This window comes from Duganella sp. CF402 (assembly GCF_900109645.1).
Lineage (GTDB): Bacteria > Pseudomonadota > Gammaproteobacteria > Burkholderiales > Burkholderiaceae_D > Rugamonas.
Map to the genome: position 1 here is coordinate 3842106 of NZ_FOBG01000001.1, position 11669 is coordinate 3853774.

General features: G+C 61.3%; 12 protein-coding genes. 9 read left to right on the forward strand and 3 right to left on the reverse strand.

Annotated elements, in window-relative coordinates:
* The first annotated feature begins 44 nt into the window (after positions 1-44).
* Both BMZ70_RS17200 and BMZ70_RS17205 read left to right on the forward strand, forming a co-directional pair.
* Positions 45-545: a DUF1097 domain-containing protein gene (locus BMZ70_RS17200; protein ID WP_092276890.1), complete on the forward strand. Its 501-nt coding sequence runs from the start codon at positions 45-47 to the stop codon at positions 543-545.
* A gap of 37 nt (positions 546-582) precedes the next feature.
* A complete protein-coding gene (locus BMZ70_RS17205; RefSeq protein WP_092276893.1) occupies positions 583-1065 on the forward strand; it encodes a hypothetical protein in 483 nt (160 codons plus the stop codon).
* Positions 1066-1263: 198 nt separating this feature from the next.
* Here the strand turns inward: BMZ70_RS17205 and BMZ70_RS17210 are convergent, their stop codons facing one another.
* Positions 1264-1740: a hypothetical protein gene (locus tag BMZ70_RS17210; protein ID WP_092276896.1), complete on the reverse strand. Its 477-nt coding sequence runs from the start codon at positions 1738-1740 to the stop codon at positions 1264-1266.
* Between the two features lie 333 nt (positions 1741-2073).
* Here BMZ70_RS17210 and BMZ70_RS17215 point away from each other — a divergent pair, with 333 nt between their 5' ends.
* Both BMZ70_RS17215 and recQ read left to right on the forward strand, forming a co-directional pair.
* The gene (locus BMZ70_RS17215) at positions 2074-2913 is read left to right on the forward strand and encodes an undecaprenyl-diphosphate phosphatase (protein WP_092276899.1); all 840 of its coding nucleotides are present in this window, start codon (positions 2074-2076) and stop codon (positions 2911-2913) included.
* A 28-nt stretch (positions 2914-2941) separates the two neighbouring features.
* Positions 2942-4765: a DNA helicase RecQ gene (gene recQ, locus BMZ70_RS17220; RefSeq protein ID WP_092276902.1), complete on the forward strand. Its 1824-nt coding sequence runs from the start codon at positions 2942-2944 to the stop codon at positions 4763-4765.
* On the opposite strand, the gene BMZ70_RS17225 is transcribed toward recQ, so the two are convergent.
* The gene (locus BMZ70_RS17225) at positions 4762-5688 is read right to left on the reverse strand and encodes a helix-turn-helix domain-containing protein (RefSeq protein WP_092276906.1); all 927 of its coding nucleotides are present in this window, start codon (positions 5686-5688) and stop codon (positions 4762-4764) included. The genes recQ and BMZ70_RS17225 overlap by 4 nt on opposite strands.
* 111 nt (positions 5689-5799) lie before the next feature.
* On the opposite strand from BMZ70_RS17225, the gene BMZ70_RS17230 reads away from it, so the two are divergent.
* The 4 genes from BMZ70_RS17230 to BMZ70_RS17245 are packed head-to-tail and all read left to right on the forward strand — an operon-like array spanning position 5800 to position 9400.
* Entirely contained in the window at positions 5800-6696 is an 897-nt protein-coding gene (locus BMZ70_RS17230) for a DMT family transporter (RefSeq protein ID WP_092277936.1), read from the forward strand.
* A gap of 13 nt (positions 6697-6709) precedes the next feature.
* Entirely contained in the window at positions 6710-8485 is a 1776-nt protein-coding gene (locus tag BMZ70_RS17235) for an amidohydrolase (protein WP_092276909.1), read from the forward strand.
* A 31-nt stretch (positions 8486-8516) separates the two neighbouring features.
* Positions 8517-9026 (forward strand): hypothetical protein, encoded by a 510-nt coding sequence (locus BMZ70_RS17240; RefSeq protein ID WP_092276912.1) that lies wholly within the window; start codon positions 8517-8519, stop codon positions 9024-9026.
* A gap of 2 nt (positions 9027-9028) precedes the next feature.
* Positions 9029-9400 carry a hypothetical protein gene (locus BMZ70_RS17245; RefSeq protein WP_130300738.1) on the forward strand — a complete coding sequence of 124 codons (372 nt, stop codon included), beginning with the start codon at positions 9029-9031 and terminating at the stop codon, positions 9398-9400.
* Here the strand turns inward: BMZ70_RS17245 and trmB are convergent, their stop codons facing one another.
* Positions 9401-10081 carry a tRNA (guanosine(46)-N7)-methyltransferase TrmB gene (gene trmB, locus BMZ70_RS17250; protein WP_092276917.1) on the reverse strand — a complete coding sequence of 227 codons (681 nt, stop codon included), beginning with the start codon at positions 10079-10081 and terminating at the stop codon, positions 9401-9403. It abuts the gene before it with no gap.
* 211 nt (positions 10082-10292) lie between these two features.
* On the opposite strand from trmB, the gene BMZ70_RS17255 reads away from it, so the two are divergent.
* Entirely contained in the window at positions 10293-11633 is a 1341-nt protein-coding gene (locus BMZ70_RS17255) for a GH1 family beta-glucosidase (protein WP_092276920.1), read from the forward strand.
* Positions 11634-11669: the final 36 nt, after the last annotated feature.

The following is an 11669-nucleotide window of genomic DNA, read 5'->3' on the forward strand; positions in this document are numbered from 1 at the left end:
ATACCGTAAAAATTTTGAACGCTTACCATCTACAGGAGCATGACATGGACAGTACCTTAAAAATCTCTTCCCAGCCATCTGTGGTTAAGACGCTGGTTTATCCCCTGATCGCCGCAGCTGCTGCAGCTACAGCCTCAGGCTCCAGCGCTGCGTTGGCATTGCCGGTATGGGCGATGTTTATCGGGTGGGTAGCATTCTTTACCCGAGGCCCAAGTGTCAAGGACGGTGTGTGGAACGCCTTATGCCTCCTGGTCGGAATCGCGTTGGGCATGTTGGCCGCTCTGACTATCGGCGCGCTGGCACCGCTCATAGGTGCGATGGCATTGCCGGCTGTAGTCTTCGTCGTCGCTGTACTGGTGCTCTCTCTACGTTTGACCCGGCGCATGAACAACGTGCTGTGCTACTTCCTTGGGCTGATTACCTTCTTCGCATCACGCCTGCCGCCGAACGCGACCACATTTTCTGAGCTGAGTGGCGCCGTAGTGATTGGATTGATCGCCGGCGGCGTGACGTTTGTAGGTCAACGTCGCCTTATGAAAATCTAAGGTTGCATACAACAATCTCTAGCCCAGGAGCCGCATCATGAAATTTGCCCGCTATCTGCTCTCCATTACGCTTGCTTCTTTCTTGAGCGGCTGCACAGCACAGGAGCCACAAATGAAACAGTCTGTCACCTATTTGCATTTGCTAAAAAAGACTCCTTTCTTCACCCGACTCGATAAGAGCCAACTCAAGTGGGTGATCGCTCACTCGACTGAGTGGGAGGCACCGGCAGGAATGGAGGTGAGCAATCGTTTGGATGCGAATGGGCACCTTTGGATTCTATTAGATGGTGGCTGGCAGGTAGAGCAAGGTGGCCGGATCTATAAGTCTGGTCATGCAGACGCGGCTAAATGGTATGGGGGGGAATATGCGGAGTTGTTGCCAAGTGACAGTCGTTTAGTAACAAATCAACATAGCTATGTGATGCAGATTGCGCGTACCGACTTTAATGAAATGCTCAAGCTTGGTTTTGATTTCAGCGAGCATTTACAAGAGGGAAAACTGTTCTACATGTCGCATTAATTCCCATCTGAGATAACGCCGCTTCCCAGCGGGGTGATGCCATCATCGATTAAATTGCTGTTCCATTCAAGACGTCACTGAGCAGACGCTTACATATGCATTGAGGTGCAAGGGGTATGACAACCAAAAATTCTAGGGCCGATTAGAGCTCACTCCAGTAGGACCATGAGGGCATTGTGTATGTATGCACTCTGGTGCTTACTCAGGATCGAACTGCAGTATGCGTCCGGTGCGCCGTTGCAGCAGCTTGTCAGAGTCAGCCCTGCAATCTGCCGCGCGCACCCAGTATTCCTCACCGGGGAACCTGAACCAGATAAATCGCCATGCGTTGCGTCCCTTGGCATGACGGTTGGCGAATAGCGATGGGGTCAGGCTACTTCCATCATCGGACAGGATGCGATCACCTATCACCTTGGAGAATTCCGTGGTGTGGTGATAACTCGTTCTGAGGTTGGTGCCTTCGGGGAGGAAGACATTCTTCCATTGATAACCCCGTAGTCCCGACCCGTTCCTGAGCACGGCAAGCCGTTCCTTCTCAATTGTCAGCCAGCGCTCAAGCAGGTCCGCGATGAATGCCTCCAGTTTGACACCGGGCCGGGTGTCCATCAGGTGAAACTCCAAGTCCATTAATTCGCTCAAGGGCAGATCTATCGAGCGCTTCGCCACGAATCCCATGATGTGATCCTCCAAACCGGTCTAAAAGTTAGACCACTGCACTGAAATTTGGTTCGATTTAGACTTCCGCTTGAAAAAAGTAGAGCGGTTTAGACTTTGAGGCCGATTTCCTGGACTGTTTTAGACTCGCGCTTGGCATTCTTAGACTCAAAGAGTCCGAGTTTGCCTCGTTTAGACCGATTTAGACGAAGAACGGATTTTAGATACCCAGCCCCTCCCCTCATTACAGTTGAGCGAGATTCATAAAAGATTAACTTTGCCGTGGTAAGCTTCGACCCGGTAGCCTCCCTGCCGTCCCGTATATTTCCCAACTGCACGTAAATTACTGAATTCATGGATATTGTTCTCGCGCTGAAGGCCCTGATCATGGGCCTGGTTGAAGGTTTGACCGAGTTCCTGCCTATCTCCTCCACCGGCCACCTGATTCTCACCGAGCACCTGCTGAGCTTCCAGGGCATGGAAGAAAAAATCAATGTCTTCGAGATCGTGATCCAGGCCGGGGCCATCTTCGCCGTCTGCTGGGAATACCGCGCCCGTATCGCCAAAGTCACCACCGGGCTGACCACCGACCGCAAGCAGCAACGCTTCGCGCTGAATATCGCCATCGCCTTCCTGCCGCTGGCCATCCTCGGCCTGGTGCTGGGCAATTTCCTGAAAGAGCACCTGTTCAAGCCGGTCCCGGTGGCCCTGGCGCTGATCGTCGGCGGCTTCATCATCCTGATCGTCGAGCGCCACGTGGCCGCCAATCCGGTCTCGGTGCGCGTGCACTCGGTCGATGACATGACGCCGCTGGATGCCTTAAAAATGGGCATCGCCCAGGCCTTCGCGCTAATTCCAGGCACCAGCCGCTCGGGCTCCACCATCATCGGCGGCATGATGTTCGGCTTTTCGCGCCAGGCCGCGACCGAGTTTTCCTTCCTGCTGGGCATTCCCACCCTGCTGGTCGCCTCCGCCTACTCGCTGTTCAAGGCGCGCCACCTGCTGGAAGCGTCGGACCTGCCGATGTTCACCATCGGCACCGTGTCGGCGTTTATCTCGGCATTCTTCTGCGTGCGCTGGTTGCTGCGCTATGTCGCCTCCCATACTTTCACGGTTTTTGCGTGGTATCGCATCGCGTTTGGCCTGTTGGTGCTGGTGACCGGTTACACTGGCGTTATTCTCTGGGCCGACTAACCATTTTTTGTAAAGCAGTAGCAGTAACATGAATCATCAGGACAACAACGAACGCGCCCTCCACTTGCTGCAAACCGTGTTCGGCTATCCAGCCTTCCGCGGCCAGCAAGGGGAGATTGTCAGCCACGTGGCTGGAGGCGGCGATGCGCTGGTCCTGATGCCCACCGGCGGCGGCAAGTCGCTGTGCTACCAGATCCCGGCCCTGCTGCGCGACGGCGTCGGCGTGGTGGTGTCGCCGCTGATCGCGCTGATGCAGGATCAGGTCGATGCGCTGGAAGAAGTCGGCGTGCGCGCTGCCTTCCTGAACTCCACCCAGTCGTACGAAGAAGCGAGCCGCATCGAACGGCTGGTGCGCACCGGCGAGATCGACCTGGTCTACGTCGCGCCAGAGCGCTTGATGACGGATCGCTGCCTGAACCTGTTCCAGAGTTCGAACATCTCGCTGTTTGCGATCGACGAGGCGCACTGCGTGTCGCAGTGGGGGCATGACTTCCGGCCCGAGTACATCAAGCTGTCGGTGCTGCACGAGCAGTTCCCCAACGTGCCGCGCATCGCGCTGACAGCGACCGCCGATCCGCAAACGCGCGCCGAAATCGTGCACCGCCTGCAGCTGGAGGATGCGGCGCAATTCGTGTCCTCGTTCGACCGCCCGAACATCCGCTACCAGATCGTCGAGAAAGCCAATGGCCGCAAGCAGCTGCTGGACTTCATCACCACCGAGCATGGCGGCGATTGCGGCATCGTCTACTGCCTGTCGCGCAAGAAGGTAGAGGAGACGGCGGAGTTCCTGAACGAGAACGGCGTGCGCGCGCTGGCCTACCACGCCGGCATGGAGCACACCGTGCGTGCTGCGAATCAGGCCAAGTTCCTGCGCGAAGAAAACATCGTCATGTGCGCCACCATTGCCTTCGGCATGGGCATCGACAAGCCGAACGTGCGCTTCGTCTGCCACCTGGATCTGCCGAAAAGTATCGAAGGCTACTACCAGGAGACCGGACGCGCAGGCCGCGACGGCGAACCTTCCAGCGCGTGGATGGCCTACGGCTTGCAGGACGTGGTGCTGCAGCGCCGGATGATCGACGAATCCGAGGCTGACGAAACCTTCAAGCGCGTGCTGGGCAACAAGCTCGATGCGATGCTGGGTCTTTGCGAAACCCTGAGCTGCCGGCGCGTGCGCCTGCTCGACTACTTCGGCGAACAGGCCGGCCCTTGCGGCAATTGCGATACCTGCCTGATTCCACCGGTGTCCTTCGACGGCACGGTGCCGGTGCAGAAACTGCTGTCGACCGTGTACCGGGTCGACCAGCGCTTCGCGGCCGGCCACGTGATCGACGTGCTGCGCGGGCAGGAGACGGACCGGATTAAAACCTGGCACCACGATTCGCTGTCGGTGTTCGGCATCGGCGCCGACCGCAGCGAGCAGGAATGGCGCGCCATCCTGCGCCAGGTGATCGCGCTTGGCCTGCTGACGGTCGATCACGAACAATTCAGCTCATTGAAGCTGACCGACGCCGCGCGGCCGGTGCTCAAAGGTGGGCAGAAAGTGCAGCTGCGCCAGTACCAGAAACCGGTCAAGCAGAAACCGAGCCGCGCGGCCAAGGGTTACGTGGAAAGCGACCTGTCGGCGCAAGAGCAAAAAATCTTCGACCGCCTGCGCTCGTGGCGCATGGGTACGGCGCGCGAACACAACGTCGCCGCCTACATCATCTTCAACGACGCCACCCTGCGCGAAATCGCCAAAGCCCGCCCGACGGCTTTGGACGACCTGCGCGGCATCTCCGGCGTCGGCGAGAAAAAGCTCACGTCCTACGGCGACGAAATCGTCAGCCTGATCAGCGAGATGGAAGACTAGGCCAGCACGATGCTGCGGTAGCGGCTGGGTGGGGCGCCGAGGGCGGCGCGGAAGCGGTGACTGAAGTGGCTCAGGTCCGCGTAGCCGCAGGCGTCGGCGATTTGTTGCAGCGGTTGATCCGTGGTTTTCAGCAGCACGCGCGCGTGCTCGATGCGGCGCGCGGCGATCCATGCGGAGGGCGGCATGCCGAACGAGACTTTGAACATGCGCACCAGATGGTATTCGGACAGGCACGCAAGCTGCGCCAGCATGCCCAGTGTGATGTCCTGCCCAAGATGCGCTTCGATGTAGTCGGCCAAGCGGCGCCGCACCACCGGCGCCAGACCGCCGCGCACGCGCGCCTGGTGTAGCGGCGCCGATTGCGCCAGCAACAGGTGGCTCAGTGTTTCGTGCGTGACTTCGTTGGCGCGCAGTTGGGCGTCCGCGCCGTCCCACGGCATGTCGGCCAGCGCCGCGCACAGGTGGCCGATGCGTTCGTGCTCGAAGTAGGTACGGTCGGCCAGCGTCAGCTCGCGCGGCTCGCGGTCCAGTTCCACCACCGCGCGCCGCGTGAAGTGCTCGGGCAGGAAGTAGATGTGCAGGAAGTGCATTTCGCCGCGCACGGTCCATGACGATTCATGCCAGTCCGGCAAGGTGCACAGCCGCTTCGGCGCACCATACAGGCCGGGGAGTTCGGTGCGCTCGGTGCGATGGCCGCCGTCCAGATAGTAGGACAGTGTGTGGTGGCCCGGCTGGTTGTAGCTGGTTTCCGCCACCGGCGTGTCGCGCCGCCAGATCGCCAGCGCCAATTCGTCACCCAGCCACGCAAAGCGCTCCAGCTGCGCATCGGTCTCGGACATGGTCTTGAAGACGGAATGCGACAATTGCCCGTCCGGCAAGGCGGACAGCAAGGTGGCAGGCAGGTTGTTGGCGCGGGAGGACATGGATAAAGTCTAGCACGGTGCCCCGCCACGTGCCGGACGCGGGACCGTCCTCAAGCCGATATGCGCAATTTCAGACAAGTCGCCGCGTCGCGCGGACGGCATGCTGGCGGCATGAATACTTTCCTCTACCTTCTCACGGTGCTCATCTGGGGCACCACATGGATCGCCATCACGTTCCAACTGGGCGTGGTGCCGGCCCCGGTGTCGATCGCCTATCGCTTCTGGATCGCCGCCGCCGTGCTGCTGGCCGGCCTGCTGCTCACGCGCCGCCAATGGTGGCCGCCGCGCCAGGCCTGGCCTTATCTGTTCGCGCAGGGGATTGCGCTGTTTTGCCTGAACTTCCTGTGCTTCTACTACGCCAGCCAGTGGGTCACCAGCGGCCTCGAAGCGGTGGTATTTTCCACCGCGCCGCTGTGGAACGCGATCAATGGCCGTATCTTCCTCGGCCGACCGATCAAGCCGCAGGTGATGGCCGGGGCGCTGCTCGGCCTCGCCGGCATCGTGCTGCTGTTCGCGCCGCAGATGGCCGGCCACTGGCATGACAGCCACACCCTGCTCGGCCTCGCGCTCACGCTCGGCGGTACGCTGTGCTTCTCGTGCGGGAATCTGCTGTCCAGCCGCATGCAGTCGCTCGGCCTGACGCCGTGGCTGACCAACACCTGGGCCATGCTGATCGGCTCCACCACGCTGGGCGTGGCGGCGCTGGCGCTGGGCATGCCGTTCACGCTGGACGAGTCGCCGCGCTATCTCGGCGCGCTGCTGTATCTGGCCATTCCCGGTTCAGTGGTCGGCTTTACCGCCTACCTGATGCTGGTCGGCCGCATCGGCCCTGACCGCGCGGCCTATTCCACGGTATTATTCCCCATCGTCGCGCTAACTATTTCGACTATTTACGAAGGCTACCATTGGACGCCGCTGGCCCTGTGCGGGCTGGCGCTGGTTCTGGCGGGGAATCTGCTGGCATTCTTACCGCCGTCCCTACGCGCCAAACTGATGGGAGCCGCATAGAACTGGAGATTGCATGATACGCACCGGCCTTCTCGCCGCACTGATCGCAACCAACGCATACGCCGCAGACAAGCCGGCCGACACGGTCTACCGCAACGGCTATGTCTACACGGTGGACGCGAAGGATAGCGTGCAGCAGGCGCTGGCCGTGCGCGCTGGCCGCATTGTCTATGTCGGCGATAACGCCGGCGCGCAAGCCCTCACCGGCAAGAAGACCGAGGTGATCGACCTGCAGGGCCGCATGCTGATGCCCGGCCTGGTCGATGCCCACATGCATCCGCAATCGGGCGGCAGCCGCCTGCTCAACTGCAGTCTGAATTACGAATCGCTGACAGTGGCTCAGTTCCAGTCGCGCATTCAGGCCTGCATCGACAACGATAAGAAATCCGGGCCGGAGCGCTGGCTGATCGTGGTCAACTGGTTCCAGCAAGGGATGCTGCCGGATGGCGTGGAAACCACCGCCGCCATGCTGGATGCGCTCAAGACCTCGCGCCCGATCATCGTGCGCTCGTCGTTCGGCCACTCGGCGCTGCTGAACTCCAAGGGCATCAAGCTGGCGAAGATTGAGCGCGACACGCCCAATCCGCCCGGCGGCGTGATTACCCGCGACGACAAGGGCAACGCCACCGGCCTGCTGGAAGACGCCGCTCAAGATTTGGCCATGAATCTGCTGCCACCGCTGACGGTGGCCGAGAATCTCGCCGCCTCCAAGGCGGCGTTGGCGGCAATGCGCCAGCAAGGCATCACTACCTTCCTCGACGCCTACACCGATCCGGAGACCATGACCGCCTTCGCCGATCTGCACAAGCAGGGCAAGCTGACGGCGCGCGCACACTTCGCGGTGCTGATCGATCTCGATAAAGGCGCGACGCCGCAAAGCGCGGTGGCCGAGCTGCTCAAGCAGCAGAAGCAGTTCGATCAAGGCCCGACCAAGGTGGCGCCGTCGATGCAGGTGCGCCACGCCAAGCTGTTTATGGATGGCGTGATTTCCGCACCGGCCTTCACCGGCGCGATGATTGATCCGTACCTCGTCAACAAAGGCACGCCGGAGAAGCCGGACTGGCAGCCCGGCCCGCACAACGGGCCGGCCAGCTACTTCTCGGCGGAGTCCTTGCGCGCGACGCTGAAGGAGCTGGCGCATGCACATATCGACCCGCACATCCACGTCGACGGCGACCGCGCGGTGCGCGAATCGCTGGACGCGATTGCCGACTTGCGCAAAACGCCGGAGGGCAAGCGCGTGCGGCCGGCGTTGGCGCATGATGAAATCGTCGCGCCCGAAGACTATCCGCGCTTTGCGCAGCTGGATGTGACGCCGGTACTGTCGTTCCAGTGGGCCAAGCCGGCGCCGGACACGGTGGGCGCGCTGAAGGATTTCATGGGGCCGCAGCGTTATGCGCTGGTGGAGCCGCAAGCGCTGCTGCTTAACGCCGGCGCGCGCATCGCCTATGGCAGCGATTGGCCGGTAGATCCTTTGGATGAATGGTTCGCGCTGAAGGTCGGCATCACCCGCACTGCTGCGCCGGATGCGGGCAAGGAGTACGCCGGCACGCTGACTGCGCAACCGGGTTTGCCGCGTGCTGCCGCGCTGCGCGCCATCACGCTCAACGCGGCCTACACGCTGCGGCAGGAGACGCAAACCGGTTCGCTGGAAGTGGGCAAGCTGGCGGACTTCATTGTATTAGACCGTAACTTCTTCACGATTCCGGCCGAGGACATTGCCAACATCAAGGTGCTGCAGACGGTGGTGGGCGGGAAAATCGTCTATCAGTCGAAAGGCATGCGGTAAGATATCGGCCTTTGCATAAAACAGACGCGCCATGACCTTCGCCATTTCCCTGTTGATCATCCTCGCCACGGCGGCCGTGGTGTACGCGATTATCAAGACCAATCCGAACAAGCCGCAGCCACTGCCACTGCCGAGCGGCGTACCGTATGAGCCCAAGCTGCCGGATGCCGCGCCTGCGCTGCACTGGAACGATGGCGGGCGTTTCATGGTGGAGGTGATGACGGAGTCGCGCTACCAGCCGACGCTCAAAGCGCTGGCAGGAGAACATGGCGAGCGTGCGGCCGCCGCGCAGTATCTGGCGACGCTGGTTCCGGACGATCACAACGCCTATGAGAACGAGGCGGTGGCGGTGTTTATCGAAGGCCGCATGGTGGGCTACCTGTCGCAGAAAGCATCCATCAAGTTCCGCGAACTGCTGCGCAAGAAGGAAGCCGCCGGCCAGCCTAGCACCACCGACGCGCAAGTACGCGGCGGCGCGCTGTGGGAAGGCAAGCGCCTGCAATACGTGGTGGTGCTGGACGTGGAGCCGCTGGAAAAATGAAGATGCTGATCGCCGCAATGCTCGTCAGCGGCGCAGCAGCAGCCGAGACGCCACTGCTCATTCACTACAACGAGCGTCCGCCATATCACTACAGCCAGTACGGCGTGCCGCAAGGCCCGGCCATCGACAAGCTGACCAACGCGCTCGATGCTGCGCGCATTCCCTACCGGCTGCGCAGCACGCCGGCCAAGCAGCAACTGATTATCCTGCAAGCGAACCAGGCGCCCGCCTGCATGCTCGGCTGGGCGGACCTGCCGGGCCGCGACAGCAGGGGCAAACTATCGGAAAAAATCTACGACGAGCGCCGCCTGTGGTGCACCAAAGCGACGCCGGATGAGACGATGCAGCGCCTGAATCAGGCGCTGATCAAATGATTACTTCTTGGTGAACACCAGATCCCACACGCCGTGGCCCAGCTTCAGGCCGCGGTTTTCAAACTTGGTCAGCGGACGATACGCCGGCTGCGGCGCGTAGCCGGCGGCGGTATTCTGCAAGCCTTCTTCAGCGCTCAGCACTTCCAGCATCTGCACCGCGTAGTCTTCCCAGTCGGTCGCCAGGTGGAGATAGCCGCCCACTTCCAGCTTCTGCACCAGCTGCTTCACAAACGGCGCCTGAATCAGACGGCGCTTGTTGTGACGGGCCTTGTGCCACGGATCCGGGAAGTACACGTGCACGCCGTGCAGCGAACCATCCGGGATCATGAAGTTCAGCACTTCGACTGCATCGTGCTGGATCGCCTTCAGGTTGGTCAGGCCCTGTTCGCCGATCAGCTTGAGCAGACTGCCCACGCCCGGCGTATGCACTTCCACGCCGATGAAGTCCTTCTCCGGCATCACGCCGGCGATGTGCGCGGTGGTGCCGCCCATGCCGAAGCCGATTTCCAGCACCACCGGCGCCTTGCGGCCAAACGCCTGCTCGTAGTCGAGCGGCGCTTTCTGATACTGGATCAGGAACTTCGGTCCCAGCTCTTCCAGCGAACGCGCCTGCGCGGTCGACAGGCGGCCGGCACGGGTCACGAAGCTGCGGATGCGGTGTTCGGTCGGGTCGTACAGCATGCCCCGCGCTGGGGCGTCTTTAGGCGTATCGGAAGACATGTTGGCAATCGGCGTTAATTTATTTGAGGCGGCATTATATCAGGCTTAACCCCTTGTTTTTCCAAATCGATTGACACTCGCAGGCAGTTGAGGTCTAATCGTCACCTGAGGCGTGAAATCGTTTTCAAACGTAGCAATGCCCTCCCAACGATCCTGACAAACTTATTAAAAAATGACCGATTTCACGCAATTCCCACCTTCGTTCACCTGGGGCGTCGCCACCAGTGCATTCCAGATTGAAGGCGGCGCCACCGCCGACGGCAAAGGCCCGTCGATCTGGGACACCTTCAGCCACACGCCCGGCAAAGTCATCGACGGCACCAACGGCGACGTCGCCTGCGACCACTACAACCGCTACCCGGAAGACGTGGCCATCATGGCCAGCCTGGGCGTGGACGCCTACCGCTTCTCGATGGCCTGGTCGCGCGTGCAGCCGCAAGGCAAAGGCGCCTGGAACGAAGCCGGCTGGGACTTCTACGACCGCCTGCTGAAGGAACTGGAAGCCAAGGGCATCGCCGCCCACATCACCCTGTACCACTGGGACCTGCCACAAGGCCTGCAGGATGAAGGCGGCTGGCTGAACCGCGACACCGCCTACCACTTCGCCGAGTACGCGGCGGAGGTGGCGCGCCGCTTCGGCAACCGCGTGAAAACGATTGCAACGCACAATGAGCCGTGGTGCACGGCCAACCTCGGCTACGGCAACGCGCAGTTCGCGCCGGGCGTGGCCGACCTGAAACAGTCGATTCAAGTGTCGCACCACCTGGTGCTGTCGCACGGCCTGGCGATGAGCGCCATGCGCAAGGTCGGCAGCTCGGCCCAGCTCGGCATCGTGCTGAACCAGTGGACCGCCGACCCGGCCACCGACAGCGAAGCCGACAAGGCCGCCGCCGAATTCGAATATTCGCGCTCGGTCGAATGGTTCATGGATCCTATCTTCAAGGGCAAGTACCCGGAGTACGCGCTCAAGGTCCACGGTGACAACGCGCCAGACGTGCAGCCCGGCGACCTGGAAGCCGCGCATCAGAAGATCGACTTCCTCGGCGTGAACTACTACTTCCGCGCCTTCTGCTCGACCGAAACCCCGCCGCGCCAGCCGGAGTGCAAGCTGGGCAAGACCGACATGGGTTGGGAAATCTACCCGGACGGCCTGACCGAACTGCTGCTCAAGCTGAACGCCGCCTACGAACTGCCGCCGATCTACATCACCGAAAACGGCATGGCCAATCCGGACACCATCGTCAACGGCGAGATCCCGGACAGCGCCCGTATCGATTTCGTGCAGCGCCACCTGAAGGCCCTGAACGACGCCCGCCTGCAAGGCGTGAACATCCAGGGTTACTTCCTGTGGTCGCTGCTGGACAACTTTGAATGGAACTCGGGCTACGCCAAGCGCTTCGGCATCGTCCACGTCGACTACGCGACCCAGAAGCGCACCTTGAAGCACAGCGCCCTGTGGTACCGTGACTACCTGATCCAACAGCGTCCGCAAAAGACTGCGCACGCAGCCTGAGCAACGCAACAGCAGTACCGCCGCCAGCCCTCGGGT